This is a genomic window from Vibrio hippocampi, assembly GCF_921292975.1.
Taxonomy (GTDB): Bacteria; Pseudomonadota; Gammaproteobacteria; order Enterobacterales; family Vibrionaceae; genus Vibrio; species Vibrio hippocampi.
This window is the reverse complement of the sequence record NZ_CAKLCM010000002.1, coordinates 1,434,519-1,451,369: the sequence shown is the minus strand read 5'-3', so window position 1 is coordinate 1,451,369 and position 16,851 is coordinate 1,434,519. Positions and strand designations below refer to the sequence as shown.

Genomic DNA, 16,851 nt, shown 5'->3' with positions numbered 1-16,851 from the left:
AGTTGAAACATAGCTAAGTTCAAGCATTCGTGAACCCAACGCAGTAGCATGTTGGTATGACAAAAAATTTATTTTGCCAAGGATTCTCTTTGGCAGTTAACAACTAGGGCTAACACCTAGACATTAGATACACAATCACAGGAGTATGGAAATGAAAAAGTGGTTATTAGTAGCAGCACTTGCCGCGACCTCGGTAACAGGGATGGCTCAAGCAAAAGAGTGGAAAACGGTTCGTTTCGGTATTGAAGGTGCCTACCCTCCATTTAGCTGGACTGAAGCTGATGGTTCGCTTAAAGGCTTTGATGTCGACATGGCAAACGCTTTGTGTGAAGAGCTAAAAGCCAAATGCGTGATCGTTCCTCAAGATTGGGATGGCATTATTCCTTCACTATTGGCACGTAAATATGACGCTATCATTGCGGCAATGTCGATTACAGAAGAGCGTAAGAAGCGTGTTGATTTTACCGGCAAATATGCACAAATCCCGAACAAATTTATCGCTAAGAAAGATGCAGGCTTAGATTTTGCGAACCTTGATGGTGTGAAGATCGGTGTTCAGCGCGCAACAACGCACGACAAGTATCTTTCAGACAACTATAAGAATGTAGAGATCGTTCGTTACGGCTCATTCGATGAAGCGTATCTTGACCTTGCTAACGGACGTGTTGCAGCAGTATTAGGTGATGCGTCAGCCCTAGAAGAGGGTGTACTGAATAAAGCGGGCGGTGAAGCGTATGAATTTGCAGGTCCTTCACTGACGGATCCAAAGTGGTTTGGTGACGGTATGGGTATTGCGGTTCGCAAGCAAGATAAAGACCTCACGAAGCAACTTGACGCGGCGATCAAATCACTCCGTGAGTCTGGTAAATACCAAGAGATTGCGGCTAAGTACTTTAACTACGACGTATACGGCAACTAATCATGCGCCGTTAACGGGAGAGGGCAGAGGCGCTCTCCCGTTATTACTTTTTGCACAGTTTCTTTTTATACAGTTACTTTTTATATCGTTACTTTGATAGCACGATGTTTACGCTATCTTGTCAGCAATCGGACCTCCTATGCTAGATCTGCAAGGCTATGAAGCCTCAATTGTTAAAGGTGCAGTTGTCACGATAGAGGTGGCGCTGCTGTCACTATTATTGGCGATGATTTTAGGCATGCTGGGTGCTTTAGCAAAACTGGCACCGTATCGTTTCCCAAGAGCCATAGCCACGCTTTACACCACGATCATCCGCGGTATCCCGGATCTGGTGTTGATGATGTTAATCTTCTTCGGCGGACAGATTTTGTTGAACAACAGTCTGTATGCCACCAACGAATGGCTCAATGAGTGGTTTACGCAAAGCGATCCCAACCATGAGTGGACGGCTTACCTTCCCGATTATATTGATGTGTCTCCCTTTATCGCCGGTGTTCTTACCATAGGCTTTATTTTCGGTGCTTATATGGCGGAAACATTCCGTGGCGCCATTATGGCCGTCGACCAAGGTGAGCTAGAAGCAGCAAAAGCTTACGGCATGAGCTCAACACTCGCGTTCAGACGTATTTTATTACCTCAGATGATACGCCACGCCTTACCAGGTTTTGGTAACAACTGGTTAGTGTTACTCAAAACAACGGCTTTGGTTTCTATCATTGGTCTTGAGGATATGGTTCGCGTGAGTTCTTTGGCGGCGGGTTCAACCAAGATGCCATTTACGTTTTACATGGCGGTATCCTTGATCTTCCTATTTTTTACTGCGGTCTCAACTGGTGTGCTAAAGCTGGTTGAACGCAAATTCAGTATTCATGTGAGGTAGAGATGGACTTTTCTCTGGTTATCGAAAGTTTGCCTATCTACCTAGATGGTTTGTGGACAACCGTCTGGCTGGTGACTGTTTCTTTGATCATCGGTCTGACATTGGCGATCCCGATGGCCATCGCAAGGAACAGCAAAAATTACTTGTTGATGGTCCCGACATGGTCATTCATCTACTTCTTTCGAGGCACACCATTATTGGTGCAGTTATTTTTGATTTACTACGGAATGGATCAGTTCTTTCCGGTCAAAGATACCCTTTGGGAGCACGCATGGTTCTGTGCATTGGTTGCTTTTGTATTTAATACATCGGCGTACACGGCAGAGATCATACGCGGAGCGATCAATGGATTACCGCAAGGGGAAGTCGAAGCAGCCAAAGCCTATGGGATGAGCCCATTTATGACCTATCGACGTATCATTTTACCGAGTGCACTACGCAGAGCGCTGCCAGCTTACAGTAATGAAGTCATCTTTATGCTGCATGGTTCAGCGGTGGCGGGTATTGTCACCATCATGGATTTGACCGGCGCAGCACGTTTAGTGAACTCGCGATACTATGCGCCATTTGAGTCCTTTTTGACGGCGGGTTTGTTCTACATGGCGTTGACCTTCATTATTTTATGGCTGTTTAAAAGGGCAGAAAAACGCTTTCTTGCCCATCTTAAGCCGCAAAGTTAGTTAACCGCAAAGTTAAGCTACCGCATAGTTAGTTAACCGCATAGTTAGTTACCGAGGTCTTTAAAATCAAAAGCGCAGTCAAACGACTGCGCTTTTTACTCTCTGGTACTTCACCTTTTGAGCTTACTTGAAGCTTGACCAAATTGGCGCATGGTCGGAAGGTTTTTCGATACCACGCAACTCATAGTCGATGCCAGCTTCAACACAATTAGCGGCGAGAGTCGGTGTGGCTAAAACCACGTCAATGCGCAGACCACGGTTATCATCAAAACCACGCGATCGATAGTCAAACCATGAAAATTGATCGTTCACATCAGGGTGCAATTGGCGGAAAGTGTCAACGAATCCCCAATCTAACAAAGTCGCTAGCCACTCACGTTCTTCTGGTTGGAATGAGCACTTACCCGTTTTAAGCCAGCGTTTTCTGTTGATTTCGCCAATGCCAATATCTAAATCAATTGGGCTGATGTTGATATCGCCCATCACGATCAGTTTTTCATCTTTCGAGTGGTGATCATTGAGATACTGCATCAGATCGGTATAGAACTGGCGTTTGTAAGGGAATTTGGTTTCGTGGCTAACGTTGTCGCCTTGTGGGAAATAACCATTCAGTACAGTCACGCTATCACCATGTTCATCTTTGAAAGTCGCCATGATCATGCGTTTTTGATGTTCTTCGTTATCGGTAGGGAAGCCCTTTTGAATTTTTTCAGGTTCCTGTTTACACAACATGGCGACACCGTAGTGCGCTTTTTGACCGTGGAAGTAAACCTTGTATCCCATGGCTTCTACCGCTTCTATCGGAAAAGCCTCGTCATGAACCTTGATCTCTTGCAAACCAATGACATCAGGTTGATGTTTATCAATGATAGCTTGTAGTTGATGCAGCCTTGCTCTTAATCCATTGATATTAAAGCTGATTACTTTCATGTGTTGAGACCTTTTCAAGTTTTATATTGTGATTTTGAGATATTAACACCACCAAACAGCATGGTATAGATTAAAGTGTTGAGCGACTGGTATAAAAGTGTTATTAATAATAATTATCAAAGCACTTTATTCGAGTCTTTGAGAAAAATTTAGATTTTAACAATAATTAAACAACGTTTGCTAAAGGGATGTAGTATGCGAACACTTTCCGTGCGATGGAAAATCACGGTATTGGCAGGTTGCTGTCTGCTGTTTACCTCACTCGCTCTAATCGGCTTTTCATTATACAACGCCATCAATAGTCAGAACTCCATTCGACAACTCAGTTCACAATCCGTGATTGAAAAGTCTCAAAACCTTCTTGAGGCAAGAGCTGAAATTAATGCCCGTGATGTCAAAGATTACTTCGATGAAGCGATTTATCGAGCCGAGATGCTGGTGGCTAACTCATTGTTCCAAAAGTCCAACACTGAAGAAAACTTTGGTTCTAGTGAAGAGTTGCGTTCAGCACTTGATCAAATGATTCATAAGGCAGTCCTTGAATTTCCTTCGATACAGGGCGCTTATTTGGTGTTTCAACCTGACCAGCTCGACGGTGAAGATACCAACTATATCGGCGCAGATTATGTTGGTTCTAATGATGTTGGGCAGTTTGCGACGTATTGGCGTATTGGTGATGACAGCGATGATGTCGAGCAGTTTATCTTATCAAAAGCAGAGCTGGATGATTCAGCCAGTGCCGAGAAGTTTTTCTGCCCACTAGTCAATAAAGAAGCGTGCGTCAGTACGCCGAAGTTCTATTTAGTAGATGGTGAACAGCAGTTAATGTCTTCACTAACGCTGCCCATTATCTCTGAGGGTGAGGCGATCGGTGTATTGGGTTTAGATCTACGTTTGACCGATCTGAGTACCACAGTGGCAGAGTCGGACGCGAACTTATTTAATGGTCGTGGTTACGTCAATATTATTAGTTTAGATGAAACGGTGATTGCTTCTGATGATGTTACCGTCACTGCGGGTAGTCGCTTCGTTAGCCCGGTATTAGACCAATCAACCATTACCGACCTTATGTTTGGCGGTAAACCTCAAGCGCATTGGAGCAGTGACGAACAGTGGTTGAGCGTGTTCAGTCCCGTGACGATTGCCAACCAAACTTGGGGTGTTTTCTTTGATATGCCAAGACAGGCGGTGTTAAAGGATGCGACGACCCTAGACAATATTATTTCTGAACAATTACGCCAAGGAACCAAGGTAGAAGTCTTTACCGGTGCAGGTTTTGTCCTTGCCGGACTTCTGGTCATTGCCTTTATGTCTGCACGTATTGTTAAACCGATTCAGTTGGTCGTCACTCGTCTTAAAGATATCGCGTCTGGTGAAGGGGATCTCACTCAGCGCCTAGAAGTTCGCTCACAAGATGAAATTGGTCAGTTGGCTGAACAATTCAATGCCTTCTTGTCTAAGCTACAGCATACCATTCAACAGGTCGTTGATAGTACGGCACAGATTGCGGCAACCGCGACGGAATCGAGTGCCAATGCCGTCAATACTCGAGAGAGCAGCGAGGCCCAGTTTAAAGAAGTGGATATGGTCGCTACTGCGTCGGAAGAGATGACTCAGACCGCAGCGCTTGTGGTACAAAATGCAGAAGTTGCGGTTCAAGCAGCGGATCAAGCCAACCACTCAGCGTCAAAAGGACAAGAGGTGGTTGAACTGTCCGCGTCAGAGATGGTGACATTGGTCAGTCAGATGAAATCCGCGGTGCCCGTGGTTGAAGAACTCGCGAAGAATAACAGCAATATCACCGAGATTTTGAGTGTTATTGAAGGCATTTCTGAACAAACCAATCTACTGGCACTGAATGCGGCGATTGAAGCTGCCCGAGCGGGTGAGCAAGGTCGTGGATTTGCCGTCGTGGCAGATGAAGTTAGAAAGTTAGCCAGCCGAACCCATGAATCAGTGGGCGAAATCCAGTTGGTGATTGAGCAGGTGGAGAAAGGCACACGAGATGTGGTTCATGCTATTCAGCACAGCTCAGAGCTTGCAGACTCTACTGCGACTCATGTCCAAGAAGCCGTGTTGTCATTGAGTAAGGTATTTGAATCTATTGCGTCGATTAATGACATGAATATGCAGATCGTAAAGGCTGCTCAGGAACAGCAATCTGTTTCATCTGAGGTTAACCAGAATGTGGCCAACATTCGTGAACTCAGCGGTGCTATTTTAGATAAAGCCGCCGATGCGGAGCGAATGGGCAAAGATATCGATCATTACTCAGTGCAACAACAAGAGTTGATGCGTCAGTTTAAAGTGTAAGCTCGTCACTGGTGCCAATGAAAAAGCTGAACCTTTAGGGGTTCAGCTTTTTTTCTAGGTCTTGCCTTACAATCGCGAGTGCTTTCAATGCAATGCTTGGCTCGATCTCATTAGTTTCTAACAGGTAGATAAGATCGACGGCGAGTTTGATCTCCTCTGGCGCATTGTCTAGCCCTGCTGAGTGAGCGTCTTTACTGGTATTTTTGTTGTCCACGGACAAACCCTTCCTGTTGTGCAATGGTTTCTTCAAGTTGATAGATGGCGTTACGGCAGCGATTGAGTCTTTGCTGAGCGATGACAACTTCATTGGCGCTTTCAAGATGTTGTTGATTTTGACTAGCGAGGTTCTCTTTATTGCGCACTAACTCACACAGTTTACGTTCCCACTCTCTATGTTGGGCAAGAGACTCTCTGAGTTCCAGCAGAGATTGGGTCGGCGAGGATGGCTGAGTATGCTCCCTGCTCGCGAGAAAGCGTTCTAATGCTTGGAGTTGGTTGACAAAGCGCTCCGCAAAGTAATCATTGCGCTCACTATTGGCAGAATGACCCAACTGTTGAAAATTGTCGTTGAGTTCTTTGACGTAGGGCAGCAGTTTTTCACTACGAGTAAAAAATAGCTGTTCGTCAAAGGGCAGAGCCGCGGGCTTAGCCGAACGATCGTATCGCTCCGCATTGGCGTGTAATGTTGATAGTTTCGCTTGCAGCTGAGCTCGATTCATCATCTAAAACCAGGCATCGAAGGCCAGTTTGATCGCAAGGACACTCACTACGCTAACAAAAATAGGTCGGATGAATTTAGCACCAAACCTTATCGCAGAGTGTGCGCCGATATAAGCGCCCGCCATCAAACAGACACCCATCGTTAGACCAAGAACCCAGTTGATATGACCCAGTAAGGCAAATGTCACTAAAGAGGTAAAGTTACTGGTGAAGTTCATCGCTTTGGCAAGACCGGAAGCGAGCAGAATATTCACCTTGTACAACGCCATTGAACTAACGGTCCAAAACGCGCCAGTTCCTGGACCTGCAACACCGTCATAAAAGCCAAGGGTAAAACCTTGTACGGACTGTTTTTTATTGAAATTCGGCATGCTTGAATTGATATCATGATTGGCATCGTTATGAGGGGAACGATGCCAGATGGTATAAATAGCGGTTGCTAAGATAATCAAAGGCAGTACTTTTTCCAGCCAGTCGGTGCTGATCATATCGACGACGAGCGTGCCGAATGTTGCCCCCAATAGTGTGGCAAGAAAAGCACGAAGCCAAAACTTTGGTTGAAATAAGCGTTTGCGGTAATAAGTTAACGCCGCGGTTGATGAAGCAAAAGTGGCCGCGAGTTTGTTGGTACCTAACGCGATATGAGGGGGTAATCCGAGAGAGAGAAGAGCCGGCACTGTTAACATGCCACCGCCGCCGGCGACTGCGTCGATAAATCCTGCAACAAAGGCGACAAGTGCCAATACCACTAACATGCCTGGTTCAATAAATTCCATCAATTCTCGCTTACTTTTCGCTGATCGTTTTGTTTTATTTGTTATTCTAATTTATAGATAATGACCATTTTAAATAATGGTTATCTTAAATGGCGGCAGGGAATCGAGCAGGGACTTACCATACCTTTTGGTGACGATTCGCCGATCGAGAATGTAGAGCTTCCCTGAGTCCTGTTCTTTCCGAAGTAAGCGACCTGCTGATTGTATCAGCTTTTTACTTGCCTCTGGAACCGTAATTTGCATAAAGGCATTGCCCCCCTTGCTTTCCACATACTCAGCATGGGCTTGTTCAATCGGAGAGGTCGGCACAGCAAATGGGATTTTGGTGATGATCAAATTCTCTAGCAACGCGCCGGGCAAATCGAGACCTTCCGAGAAGCTACCCGTTCCAAATAGAATACTGGTTTTACCGCATTGGGTGAGCGTCTTGTGCTTGTTAAGGATCTCGCTACGGGACGTTTCCCCTTGTACTTGCAAATGCCAACCTTTGAGGGCGAACTTACCTTTAAGGTTGTCCGCGACTTTGTTCATCTGCCAATAGGAGGCAAAGAGCACTAGGTTGCTCTTACCCTCTGCGATGAAATCGAGCATTTTTTCACACAATTCGTCGGTAAACTGCGGTGCTTGCGGTTCGTTGTTCATTTTAGGCACGATGAGTTCTCCCTGCGTTTGATAATCAAACGGAGAAGCAAGGGCTAGAAATTGCACCCCATCTTGTTCTTTTTGACTGATCCCTGCTTGGTGGCAGAAAAAAGAGAAAGAATTCAATGCTCGCATCGTAGCGGAAACTAATATCGCACCGACACAGCGTGACCAGAGTTGTTGGTCAAGCTGCCAACCGACCTCAAGAGGCGCGACGCTAACCACATGATCGTCCTCTCTTTCTGGGCTTTTTTCTATCCAACGGGCGAGTGGTGCGCCTTTGTCTTTCTGCACTACCGCCATTAAACGCCAGACAGCCGCTAAGTTATCGAAGCGTTGAATGTAAAAGCCTAATTCTGCTAATGCCGGCTCGGCTAAACGTGCGGCAATTTCTCCATCTTTCAGTCTTTCGGAGATTAGATCGGCGATTTTACCCGCAGCTTGTGCCCCTTTTTGTGATAATTGCTTCAGCGTCTTGGCTTGTAACTCTAACCACTCTGGCAGATCGCCATGTTCAAATCGACACACTTTTTCTTCAAAGGGTAGGCTAGAACAATACGTATTGACCTCAGAAAGAAGGGGAATTAATTGTTGAATTGCATCTTGTAATTCATTGCGAAAACGACCGACCCGCTTTTCATCAGCAAGCCCAGAAAGTTTACTTGCGGCTTGGTTAAGACGCTCAAGCCAAGCGGTCACACCTTTAAGACTTGCCGCTGCCGAGGCGTGATCTCTCGCCACTTGCGGAAGATGATGCGCTTCATCAAAAATAAACAGGGTGTTTTCCGGTTCAGGCAGAATAACGCCACCACCTAATTCGGCGTCCGCCATCACCAAGCTGTGGTTGGCAATGATGACATCGTTTTTATCTAGCTCCGAACGGGCTTTGGCAAAGGGGCACTGTCTATGTGCTGGTAAGCTGCTGTTACAGCTATGTTTTTCACTGACAACAGACTGCCAAATAGCATCGTCAATCGGCGTTGACCAAGAGTCTCTATCGCCACTCCATTTTCCAGAAGCAAGACTTCGATACATTTTATCTAATTGCTCGATGTCAGATTTTTTAGGTTTGCTTTCAAACATTGCCATCTGACCACCATCGGCACCACAGGCGACGGCAAGTTTTTCAGCACAGCAGTATCGTTGTCGACCTTTGGCGATAACGAAAGAAAAATTTTGGTCGGTAATCCGACGATAGAGCGGCAGATCTTTGTGAAGCAACTGTTCTTGAAGTGCAACCGTAGCGGTTGAAATAACGATCTTACGGTTGTTCTGAACGGCGACAGGGATGCTTGCCATTAGGTAAGAGAGGCTTTTGCCTATGCCGGTTCCGGCTTCCGCAACCATCATGCGCGTCGATTTATGATATTGCCCACATAAGGTTTTGGCAATTTCCGCGACTAAGTAGTTTTGCGCGCGACGGGGAACAAAGTTGTCCAACTGGTGCTGGAGGTTTTGGTAGCTGTGACGAATCGATTTTTGAATGTTAGTGGTAAGCATATAAGACCCTGATATCTGCGGTGGGCATGTTATCACATAAGGTATCTGACACGCATTTCTAATCACTTATCACTTTTAGTGTGTAAATTTGAACAACATCACAAAAATAAAATGAACTTAAATTTGCCCACCCTCTTAATAGGTATGCAGTGTGATAAATAACCGTAAACCTCTATTTATTTGGTTGTTTGTGTTTCAATCGGCATCTATGAAGTTAATGTTAAAAATAAAGTCCTATTAATCTGCTGATTACAGGATGGAATTTATTGATGGTTAGCCGTTTATGTGTTGCTGAGTGTTTTAATATTTGTTGCATAAATTGATGATTTGTCGGAGTTTTCGTACATTTTTTTATAAATTTTCACCTGTTTGACATTGAGTTATAACTTTTGCATTCTTGAAAATGAGATTTACGAGTGTTCAAATAACCAACGCAAGTAGTCGATAATGCTTTTCGTTTTGTTTGTTTTGGTTTTTTGTAATGCTTTATATAAAAAAGGGAACCTAAAAAGGAATTCCTAACTAAGAAAAGGCAGTGGATTATGATGAAGAAAACTCTCGTTGCGTTATCGGTGCTTGCTGCATCTAACTCAGCATTTGCGATTGAACTTTATAACAAAGATAAAGTGTCCGTTAACATGACCGGCGACGTTGAAGTGGTTTATTTAAAGCCATTAACTGACGGAGAAGATTTCCAACAAGAAATTCAAGATGCTGACTTTGGTTTTGATGTTCAATATATGGTGAACAACGAACTATCTGTTGGTGCGTATCTTGAATTCAGTGCGGATGAAGATGATGGTTCAAATGAAGGTAATGCTTACGTTGCTTTATATAGCCAATCATACGGTAGCATTAAATTTGGTCGTTTAGACACTGTACTTGATGATGCAGGTATTGGTGATGACTATCAATTTGGTATTTCTTCATTCTTCCAAAATGGGCACCCATACAATATGGATGAAGCCTTGCGTTATGACCTTGATACAGGGACTTTCTACGCAGCATTGGCTTTGGCACAAAATAAAGATGGCGATGTTGCTACCATGGGCGAAGACGGTCTTTGGGTTGACGGTAAAGTCGGTGCGCGTTTCGCAGACTTTGATCTAACAGCATTCTTTGGTGATCTGGATTCTGACGGCGCAATGATAGGTGGTGACCCAGTTGGCGACCAAACGGTTGTTGCGCTTGAAGCGCGCTATGGCGGTTTCGGAAACTTAGGTCTTGCTGCGGGTTATTATTATTCTGATGTCGATGGGGATCTTCCTGGACAAGGTAAGGCCGATACTTTTGGCTTAGCAGCTAACTACGCACTGAGTGATTGGTTGTTTGCAGCTGGGTATAGCTATTCAGATCAAGACATCGGTGGTGACTACAATGCTTGGTACTTAAATGCTGGCTACGGTATTGCACCCGCAACGACCATCTATGCCGAGGTCGGTGGTGATGACGCTGATGACTCACAAACGGGTTATGCGATTGGCATGTTAGTTGAGTTTTAATTAAACTTAACAATATGTTGCAAGGAAGCCACCTTGATACAAGGTGGCTTTTTTAGTTGGTATCTTAGATTTAGTTGGTATCTTGGGGAATATAACATGACCATTGATGGTGTATCTTTGTGTAATCCAATCGCGTTAAAGGCAGCGAGACTGGGTAAATGGATTGGTGTTGCCGCCGTGAGTGTTGCCGCTTTTTGTGTACAGGCAACAACAGTCACCCCTCTTAGAGGTGTTGATCTTCTGTTTGTGAATGGGGTTGAGACAGAAAGTTCTTCTGATGATCATCAAGTCGCGCAGGGACCAGTACAACTTGTAGTGAGAATGAATAAAAAAGTAGGGCGAGGCAGCAATGAAAGGCCCTACGTGTCGTCACCCTATATCATGACGTTGCAAGCCAGCGGTGAGGAAATCAAGATCAATCACCCAGTCGCAAGAAGCCGTATCGAGGCCGAGGCGGTGTTCAGAAAAGATGAGCCAGAGTGGCGTGTACTGCAAGATGGTAATACGGTTCAATATACGGTGACTAAGCTGGAAGGTAACTCGGGGCTATTTCCGTACTCTGATATGGAGGGCTTGCTTGAAGAATATAACAAAGAACATGCTCCTCAATGGGCGACAAGTGTGTCATCAGCTAATACTGACTCTCTAGCTACCGCCGCCGTTGTCCCTGTCGCCACTGCTTCTGCGGTAGCAACATCAACGACAGCCTCTAATCACGCGCTGGAGGTATCAACCGTATCAACAGTATCAACACCGAGTGATTCAGAAAATATTGATCAACTTAAAGCTTGGTATTTAAAATCGAGTGTAGAGGAGCGTAAAGCGTTTCGTCGTTGGATGATCGATCAAGAATAATTCCGGCAGTGCGCTTCATCGGATTGAAGCGAAAGCCGATGATAGGTTTAAACGGGATAACGAATCTAAGGCCACCGCAGAGTGGCCTTTTTGATGCCTATTATTGTGGTTCGTCGAGCACTAACCAATCAATATGGACACCCGCTTGCTCAAACATATCTTGGCTGAGAGAAATTTTATCGCCCCAACGAGACAAGAAATCTTCACTTTGCGCAGGGCAGTGGACGACAGAAATGCCAGTCTGAATGATTTTTGCCGCACAGTTTGGGCAAGGAAAATGAGTGACCCAAATATCACAGCCATCGAGATCTCGTTTAGCGAACAGGATCGCGTTTTCTTCGGCATGCAAGGTTTTTAGGTATTTAGTCTCACGCTCATCAATTTCGGCACTGTCTGAGATCCCATGTGGGTAACCATTGAAACCGACAGAAACGATACGGTTATTTTTCGTAATCACAGCCCCAACTTGTGTCGATGGATCTTTACTCCAAGAACCAACCAGTTCTGCCATCTGAATAAATCGTTTTGCCCACTTCGACGCCATATCCCCTCCGATATTGATGTTTTATGTGTAGTTAATCGCTTGAGTTTACAAAAGTTATTGCCATTAGACGAGAAGAAAATTGTAAGCTCACCCTAGCACCCTAGCACCCTAGCACCCTAGCACCCTAGCACCTAAATCCCTTTCATACCTCGCCACCATACTCTCATTCCCCAACAGCCCGCCTTGATGTATATAAAGCAACGTATGATCGGGGTGGTGAGATTGCCATTCTAGTAAGCATTGCCACATCATCGGATCGTAGAGTAGATCGAACTCTATATGCGTTTGTTGCTGGAGCTCCGTCCAAATTTCATAATCCGCTGGGTAAAGCTTGCCAAAGTGGTGCTTGTAGTCGAGCTCAAGAATGGTCGGTGTGTGGTCAAATTGCCCTAATTGGCGAAATTGAGTTTTTAAGTACTCTTTGCCACCCACGCATGGACAGGTGAGCACCTCAATCCCATTAGGCTGTAGGGTTTGCGCTAAAAATAGCGCCGTCGTTCCCGTGCCTGAAGGGAGCGCGACTTTGAGCGGCTTGCCCTCGTTATTTAGCCTCGCCCAGTCTAAAATTTCCGCGGCTAATAAATCGATACCGGGCTTGGCGATAGTGGAGCGACCACCTTCGGGTACAATCAAACACTCGGGATCTTGCCCATGAGTGGCTTCAATATAATCTTGAGGATGGGGAGCTTCTTTGCCCAGTAATTCGGTTAACGAGATGATCTCTGCCCCGAGTTCTAATGCTGTGCGATAGTTGCCGATTGGCTTTTTGTCTAACCAATGAGGTTTGTGATCCACATAAAAGGTCAACTTCCAGCCTTTAACACACGCCAGAGCGGCTAAAGCCGTTAAGGAGTTAGCTTGGGCAGAACCCCAACCAATCAAGCGAGTGACTTTAGGAGCCGGTTCGGTAAGCAAGCTGTAAAACTTACGCGCTTTATTGCCATTGAAGTGTCCGTGCAATAGGTCATCACGCTTTAAATAGAAACGTTGTCCATGAAAACAATGCTGGGTCACTGGGCTGTCTTTAAGGTTCACAACGGGTCATTCTTTGAGAAAAGAGGGGGATTCTACCGCTATCGTCAGTAAGAGACAATTAACGAATCACTTAACAAGTGGTATTGCGATTATTATTCGCTTGAGATTGAGATTGAGATTGAGATTGAAGGCGTTTAGCGTGAAAAAAATAAGGGCATTTTGACAATGCCCTTATTGGATAACTTAGTGCGCTCTCTGTTTGCGGCGTGTGGAGCTAGGCTTACCGGAACCTTGTTTACCTGCTCTTGGTTTGCCTGTGCCTTGTTTCCCAGAACTTTGTTTTCCAGAGCCTTGTTTTCCAGAGCTGTGTTTGCCTGGGCTTTGATTACCTTGTCCCGCTTTACCTTGATTAGGCTTATGGCTGTTCGCTTTGCCTTGTGCGGTGTTATTTCCGTTACGGCTTTGCGGGCTTGAATTTCCCTTGTTTTGTTGCTGCCCATCGGTACGGATATCCGGTTGACCTTTGGTGTGCTTAGTGGCAAAACGATTGGCGCCATGACGACCCGACTTTCTGCGTTGAGCCGGTGTTTGGGCTTGCAAGTCTTCAGCAGGAACTAAACAGCTTGCTTTATCACCAATCAGGTAGCTTTTACCCATGCTAGTCAAAGCTTCACGAATTAATGGCCAGTTTGCCGGATCGTGATAACGCAGTAGTGCTTTATGTAAACGGCGCTGGCGTTCGCCCTTGGCGACAGGAACATCTTCGCGTTTTTTGTACTTTACACGTTTTAACGGGTTGGTTTCTGAGTAATACATCGACGTTGCATTACACATCGGTGAAGGGTAGAAGTTTTGTACTTGATCGCATTCATAGTTGTTGCGTTTCAGCCACAGCGCGAGATTTAGCATGTCTTCATCTTCTGTACCCGGGTGAGCCGAGATAAAGTAGGGGATCAAGTACTGTTTCTTACCGGCTTGTTCGCTATATTTTTCAAACATCTCTTTAAAGCGATCATAGGCACCCATGCCCGGTTTCATCATCAGATCCAGTGGACCTTTTTCCGTGTGCTCTGGCGCAATTTTTAGATAGCCGCCGACGTGGTGAGTGACGAGTTCTTTCACGTACTCCGGAGATTCAATCGCAAGATCGTAACGAACACCCGAAGCAATCATGACCTTTTTAATGCCGTCCACTTTACGTGCCGCGCGATAGAGGTCGATGGTGTGCTTGTGATCGGTATTGAGTTTGTTACAGATCCCCGGGAAGACGCAAGATGGACGTCGACAGTTAATCTCTGCTTTTGGATCGGAGCAGCCAAGACGATACATGTTGGCGGTTGGACCACCAAGATCGGAAATCGTACCGGTAAAGCCCGGTACTTTGTCGCGAATTTCTTCTAACTCGTTCAGGATAGACTCTTGTGAACGGTTCTGAATAATACGCCCCTCATGTTCGGTAATGGAGCAGAACGAACAACCACCAAAGCAGCCACGCATGATATTGACCGAGGTTTTGATCATGTCATAAGCCGGGATCTTGGATTTTCCGTATTTTGGGTGCGGCACACGAGCAAAAGGTAAACCAAACACATAATCCATCTCTTCGGTGGTGAGTGGAATCGGCGCACGGTTGACCCATAACTCACGGTTGCCATGACGTTGGATTAATGCACGACCTGAATATGGGTTTGTCTCAAGATGCATCACACGGCTTGCATGAGCATAAAGAATACGGTCATTGTTCAGCTTTTCGAAAGGAGGTAAACGAACCGCAGTGCGCTCAGCATCATGGCGCGATGGTTGCACTGTGATAGGTGCCGCTTTTGGCTGCTCGACTTTGGTATCGCAGTTTTCTTCAACTTGATAAGGGTTAGTCGGAACAAAGGCTTTACCCGGTTTCTCAATTCTTGAGGAATCAATAATCGCAAAACCTTCTGGCTCATTGGCGAGGTTCACAGCAGTACCGCGAATATTGGTCAATGAGCTAATGCTTTCACCCTCAGCAAGACGGTGAGCGACGTCAACAAGTGCGCGTTCTGCGTTACCAAACAACAGAATATCGGCTTTGGCGTCGAGTAGTACGGAGCGACGCACTTTATCTGACCAATAATCATAATGCGCAATGCGGCGCAGACTGGCTTCAATACCACCCAACACAATCGGTGTTTCTTTGTAGGCTTCTCGGCAGCGCTGAGAGTAAACTAGCGTCGCTCGGTCAGGACGTTTGCCCCCTTCATTATTTGGGGTATAAGCATCGTCATGACGAAGTTTACGGTCGGCAGTATAGCGGTTGATCATGGAATCCATGTTGCCGGCTGTAATGCCAAAAAACAGGTTTGGCTGACCCAGCGTCATAAAGTCGTTTTTATTGCTCCAGTCAGGTTGGGCAATAATACCGACACGGAAGCCTTGCGCCTCCAAAAGACGACCAATAATCGCCATACCAAAACTAGGGTGATCCACATAAGCATCGCCAGTGACAATAATGATGTCGCAACTGTCCCAGCCTAATGCCTCCATCTCTTTTCTTGATGTTGGTAGAAAAGGCGCGACTCCAAAGCACTCCGCCCAGTGCTTTTTGTAGTCATAGATGGGGGTAATCGAATTGTGCATATTTTAACCTCTAGTTTTGACGGCGTGCATTATATACTTATGCCTCAGGCAAGTCACCTTGAGATCTTATCCCTTATATAGCGTGTGGTTAAACAAAAGTAGGTGTTAACAAGCTTAATTTACAACCGCGATTCACAAGCTAAATGTTCGCTAAACGTATAAGGGTAGGATATGATTGCTCGCTTCATAAACCAGATAGTATAGATAGACAATGACGTTCGCAGTTTTAACACTTTTTGCTCCTGCATTGACCACCACTTTACTGATTTTGACGCTGATCTTGGCGAAAGGGGAAATTTGTCCGGGTCAAAGAGGACGTATTCACCGCCTACTGCCCGCACTGGCTGTTTTATGGTTGGCGGTTGCTTCATTGAAGATAGAAGCGTTTATGGTGGTATTTGCGATTGTTTATTTCTATTCACGAGTAAGCAAAGAGAAAACTCGTGACAAAGGTCCTTTCTGGTTGCTCCATTTAGCGAATGGTTTAAGCCTTTCTTTTGCCGCTATTATTGTTGTTCAGCAGCCTTCAGTATCGCTATCGGTCTTTGTCGCTATCAGTGGTTTGCTGATTGGCTTAGCCATGAGCAGTCTGTTTTTGGTGGTCGCCAAGTCGAGACTGCAAGCCTTTCATCGCATTTTACCGGTTGTGGGGGTTGTCGTATCCATGTTTTGTGTGGTCGCACTCGCATGGAATTTGTCATCTTGGGATGATGCATTCATTGAGTCTAGTTTAAGCCTTATCGTCGTTTCGATAGTATTGTTATTTGTCGGCATTGGCTTTTGGTGCTGGCCTTTGATTAAGCATACTCCAGCTAAGCCGTTAGGCACTGCACTTGGACTACTTGCTTTAATCGGTGCAACAGCGCCGATGTTATCTCTGTTTTGGCATCAATGATCCAAATCTAAACGGTGATTTGTTAGCCAAGTCACTACCTATTTAGGCGAATAGAGCTAACATTATAAAAGCGCCAAGTTTTGAACTGGGTGGATGCGGTTTGGTAA

General features: G+C 45.5%; 15 protein-coding genes. 7 read left to right on the top strand and 8 right to left on the bottom strand.

Translation table 11 applies throughout. From position 1 onward, the window contains the following. Window positions 1-151 precede the first annotated feature (151 nt). From L9Q39_RS08860 to L9Q39_RS08850, 3 genes are all read left to right on the top strand, one after another. Complete coding sequence (locus tag L9Q39_RS08860) at window positions 152-919, top strand: ABC transporter substrate-binding protein (RefSeq protein ID WP_354004648.1); 768 nt, start codon at window positions 152-154, stop codon at window positions 917-919. 139 nt (window positions 920-1,058) lie between these two features. Further along, window positions 1,059-1,799: an ABC transporter permease gene (locus L9Q39_RS08855; RefSeq protein ID WP_237484723.1), complete on the top strand. Its 741-nt coding sequence runs from the start codon at window positions 1,059-1,061 to the stop codon at window positions 1,797-1,799. Between the two features lie 2 nt (window positions 1,800-1,801). Continuing rightward, a complete protein-coding gene (locus L9Q39_RS08850; RefSeq protein ID WP_237484722.1) occupies window positions 1,802-2,479 on the top strand; it encodes an ABC transporter permease in 678 nt (225 codons plus the stop codon). Between the two features lie 123 nt (window positions 2,480-2,602). Here the strand turns inward: L9Q39_RS08850 and xthA are convergent, their stop codons facing one another. Beyond that, window positions 2,603-3,409 carry an exodeoxyribonuclease III gene (gene xthA, locus L9Q39_RS08845; protein WP_237484721.1) on the bottom strand — a complete coding sequence of 269 codons (807 nt, stop codon included), beginning with the start codon at window positions 3,407-3,409 and terminating at the stop codon, window positions 2,603-2,605. Between the two features lie 195 nt (window positions 3,410-3,604). Here xthA and L9Q39_RS08840 point away from each other — a divergent pair, with 195 nt between their 5' ends. Further along, window positions 3,605-5,722, top strand: coding sequence for a methyl-accepting chemotaxis protein (locus L9Q39_RS08840; RefSeq protein WP_237484720.1), 2,118 nt, complete (start codon window positions 3,605-3,607; stop codon window positions 5,720-5,722). Window positions 5,723-5,756: 34 nt separating this feature from the next. On the opposite strand, the gene rsmS is transcribed toward L9Q39_RS08840, so the two are convergent. From rsmS to dinG, 4 genes are all read right to left on the bottom strand, one after another. Beyond that, window positions 5,757-5,936: a pleiotropic regulatory protein RsmS gene (gene rsmS, locus L9Q39_RS08835; RefSeq protein WP_237484719.1), complete on the bottom strand. Its 180-nt coding sequence runs from the start codon at window positions 5,934-5,936 to the stop codon at window positions 5,757-5,759. Beyond that, complete coding sequence (priC, locus tag L9Q39_RS08830) at window positions 5,914-6,444, bottom strand: primosomal replication protein PriC (RefSeq protein WP_237484718.1); 531 nt, start codon at window positions 6,442-6,444, stop codon at window positions 5,914-5,916. Before priC ends, rsmS begins: the two co-directional genes overlap by 23 nt. Further along, window positions 6,445-7,218, bottom strand: a complete 774-nt coding sequence (locus L9Q39_RS08825; protein WP_237484717.1) for a sulfite exporter TauE/SafE family protein — start codon at window positions 7,216-7,218, stop codon at window positions 6,445-6,447. It lies immediately after the preceding gene. Window positions 7,219-7,287: 69 nt separating this feature from the next. Continuing rightward, window positions 7,288-9,360 carry an ATP-dependent DNA helicase DinG gene (dinG, locus tag L9Q39_RS08820; protein WP_237484716.1) on the bottom strand — a complete coding sequence of 691 codons (2,073 nt, stop codon included), beginning with the start codon at window positions 9,358-9,360 and terminating at the stop codon, window positions 7,288-7,290. Window positions 9,361-9,902: 542 nt separating this feature from the next. Here dinG and L9Q39_RS08815 point away from each other — a divergent pair. Then, a complete protein-coding gene (locus tag L9Q39_RS08815) occupies window positions 9,903-10,862 on the top strand; it encodes a porin (protein ID WP_354004647.1) in 960 nt (319 codons plus the stop codon). A 96-nt stretch (window positions 10,863-10,958) separates the two neighbouring features. Continuing rightward, entirely contained in the window at window positions 10,959-11,717 is a 759-nt protein-coding gene (locus L9Q39_RS08810; protein ID WP_237484715.1) for a YccT family protein, read from the top strand. A gap of 100 nt (window positions 11,718-11,817) precedes the next feature. On the opposite strand, the gene L9Q39_RS08805 is transcribed toward L9Q39_RS08810, so the two are convergent. The 3 genes from L9Q39_RS08805 to L9Q39_RS08795 form a co-directional block, all read right to left on the bottom strand. Continuing rightward, entirely contained in the window at window positions 11,818-12,261 is a 444-nt protein-coding gene (locus L9Q39_RS08805) for a dCMP deaminase family protein (protein ID WP_237484714.1), read from the bottom strand. Between the two features lie 108 nt (window positions 12,262-12,369). Continuing rightward, window positions 12,370-13,296, bottom strand: a complete 927-nt coding sequence (locus L9Q39_RS08800; RefSeq protein ID WP_237484713.1) for a 1-aminocyclopropane-1-carboxylate deaminase/D-cysteine desulfhydrase — start codon at window positions 13,294-13,296, stop codon at window positions 12,370-12,372. A 183-nt stretch (window positions 13,297-13,479) separates the two neighbouring features. Beyond that, on the bottom strand, window positions 13,480-15,849 hold the full coding sequence (locus L9Q39_RS08795; protein ID WP_237484712.1) for a YgiQ family radical SAM protein: 2,370 nt from the start codon (window positions 15,847-15,849) through the stop codon (window positions 13,480-13,482). Window positions 15,850-16,060: 211 nt separating this feature from the next. Between L9Q39_RS08795 and L9Q39_RS08790 the strand changes: the two genes are divergently transcribed. Then, window positions 16,061-16,744, top strand: a complete 684-nt coding sequence (locus tag L9Q39_RS08790; protein ID WP_237484711.1) for an HI_1241 family integral membrane domain — start codon at window positions 16,061-16,063, stop codon at window positions 16,742-16,744. Window positions 16,745-16,851: the final 107 nt, after the last annotated feature.

Excerpts from the sequence above, each read along its gene's own strand:
- L9Q39_RS08860 (WP_354004648.1), top strand. The coding sequence starts at position 152 with ATGAAAAAGTGGTTATTAGTAGCAGCACTTGCCGCGACCTCGGTAACA.
- L9Q39_RS08855 (WP_237484723.1), top strand. The coding sequence starts at position 1,059 with ATGCTAGATCTGCAAGGCTATGAAGCCTCAATTGTTAAAGGTGCAGTT.
- L9Q39_RS08850 (WP_237484722.1), top strand. The coding sequence starts at position 1,802 with ATGGACTTTTCTCTGGTTATCGAAAGTTTGCCTATCTACCTAGATGGT.
- xthA (WP_237484721.1), bottom strand. The coding sequence starts at position 3,409 with ATGAAAGTAATCAGCTTTAATATCAATGGATTAAGAGCAAGGCTGCAT.
- L9Q39_RS08840 (WP_237484720.1), top strand. The coding sequence starts at position 3,605 with ATGCGAACACTTTCCGTGCGATGGAAAATCACGGTATTGGCAGGTTGC.
- priC (WP_237484718.1), bottom strand. The coding sequence starts at position 6,444 with ATGATGAATCGAGCTCAGCTGCAAGCGAAACTATCAACATTACACGCC.
- L9Q39_RS08825 (WP_237484717.1), bottom strand. The coding sequence starts at position 7,218 with ATGGAATTTATTGAACCAGGCATGTTAGTGGTATTGGCACTTGTCGCC.
- dinG (WP_237484716.1), bottom strand. The coding sequence starts at position 9,360 with ATGCTTACCACTAACATTCAAAAATCGATTCGTCACAGCTACCAAAAC.
- L9Q39_RS08815 (WP_354004647.1), top strand. The coding sequence starts at position 9,903 with ATGATGAAGAAAACTCTCGTTGCGTTATCGGTGCTTGCTGCATCTAAC.
- L9Q39_RS08810 (WP_237484715.1), top strand. The coding sequence starts at position 10,959 with ATGACCATTGATGGTGTATCTTTGTGTAATCCAATCGCGTTAAAGGCA.
- L9Q39_RS08805 (WP_237484714.1), bottom strand. The coding sequence starts at position 12,261 with ATGGCGTCGAAGTGGGCAAAACGATTTATTCAGATGGCAGAACTGGTT.
- L9Q39_RS08795 (WP_237484712.1), bottom strand. The coding sequence starts at position 15,849 with ATGCACAATTCGATTACCCCCATCTATGACTACAAAAAGCACTGGGCG.
- L9Q39_RS08790 (WP_237484711.1), top strand. The coding sequence starts at position 16,061 with ATGACGTTCGCAGTTTTAACACTTTTTGCTCCTGCATTGACCACCACT.